Below are 1422 nucleotides of genomic sequence, written 5' to 3'. Positions count from 1 at the left end.
GCCCCATCCCGCACCCGGTTCCCGCCCCCGCGCCCGCAACCCGCACCCAAAGTTGTGGCTCGGTGCTCCACAACCGCTCGCCAACCACACCACGCCACAACTATGTCGCCGCGAACGCCGCAAACAGCGCGTTCCCGGAACCTTCAGCCCTGCCCGAGACGTTCGGCGCGAAGCCGCTTCGCGTAGTCGGTGAAGGCCTGCAGGCCACCGGCAGGCACGAGGTCAGCGACAGTGAGACGCACGTGCCGCATCCCCACGCTCTCGATCTCCCTGCTGCGCGTGATGTCCAGGCGCCACTGGCGCTGACTCGTGCGATGCCCGTCGCCCTCGTAGTCGTATCCGATGCGAGCTTCGCGATCGACGAGGTCGATTCGGGCCACCTGGCGCGCTCCCGACATGAGCGGGACGTTGATGTCTGGTTCCGGATAACCGGAATCCACCAAGGCGATCCGCGTCGTCGACTCCCAAGGCGACTCGACGCGCTCGCGAATGCGCAGCGTGGCAGACCGCAGCACGGCGGCGCCCGCGCATCCCGACCAGGCATCAGCAATGGCTGCCAGACGATCCCGCGTCGTCAGCGCTTGAGGCCAAGTGCGCCCTGGATAGTTGTCCGCGTCCGAGATGAGGGCGTCGCCGACCTGCACGAGCTCAAGCTCGTCCAAGTGACGGGCGAGGAGACAAAAGGTGAGCTCCGGTGAGGCCACTGGGAGACCCCCGATCCGGCCGAGGCTCCAGAAGCGCGGCGGGACGGACCTCGCTGTCACGCCCTTCGCGCGGGGCGGGTTCCTCCCCTTGGGCACGATGACATGGACCAACGCGTCGGCCAGGAGTCTCAACGGAAGGGGCAGTCCGTAGAGCCGGGCGGCGGAGACACCGCCGAACGCCTGGTTCGGAGACATGACCGGCCAGTAGCTGCGGTCGAGCTCCTGCATGCGGGCGGCCAAGGCAGCGAACTCGTCACTCGCCCCGCGCACTCCGACGGAGGCCTCGGCAGTCTGCGGTTCCGGCATCGGCTGCGGCACGCGCACTCCGCGGAATGGCCGCGCCTCAGCGCTGTTGCGCAGCCGGGACTTCGAGACACCTGCTGCTCGGGCCTCGGCCACGCTGAATGCCGCGAACCGCAGGTCGAACGGCAACTGAATGCGCGGCTCCCGCCTGCCCGCACGGCCTGCACTGCCCGCTCGGCCCGCTGGGCCCGCACCCGAGATTCCATGCCGGTCAGCATCATCCGCGCCGCCACCTTGTCCCATTGCTCGAACGTAGACGCGTTGCGACCGCCACGACGAGCACCGTCGAAAGCTGTGGACAGCTCGGCCAGAGCAAGGTGAAGAACATGGGCATTGTGGCTGAGGCTCACTCCCCCGCCTCCCTCCTCCACCCGGCCCCCACCGCCCCGCCCCGCACCGGCGCAGAGTTGTGGCC

Annotated in this window: 1 protein-coding gene; it reads right to left on the bottom strand. The window is 69.0% G+C overall.

Annotated features, from left to right (window positions below; translation table 11 throughout):
* Window positions 1-143: 143 nt before the first annotated feature.
* Entirely contained in the window at window positions 144-1022 is an 879-nt protein-coding gene (locus C5B99_RS18905; RefSeq protein ID WP_104245001.1) for a hypothetical protein, read from the bottom strand.
* Between the last annotated feature and the right edge of the window lie 400 nt (window positions 1023-1422).

The sequence above is a fragment of the Pseudoclavibacter sp. Z016 genome, assembly GCF_002931215.1.
Lineage (GTDB): Bacteria > Actinomycetota > Actinomycetes > Actinomycetales > Microbacteriaceae > Pseudoclavibacter.
Note: the sequence above shows the minus strand (reverse complement) of the source record. Positions and strands in the feature narration are given on the sequence as shown.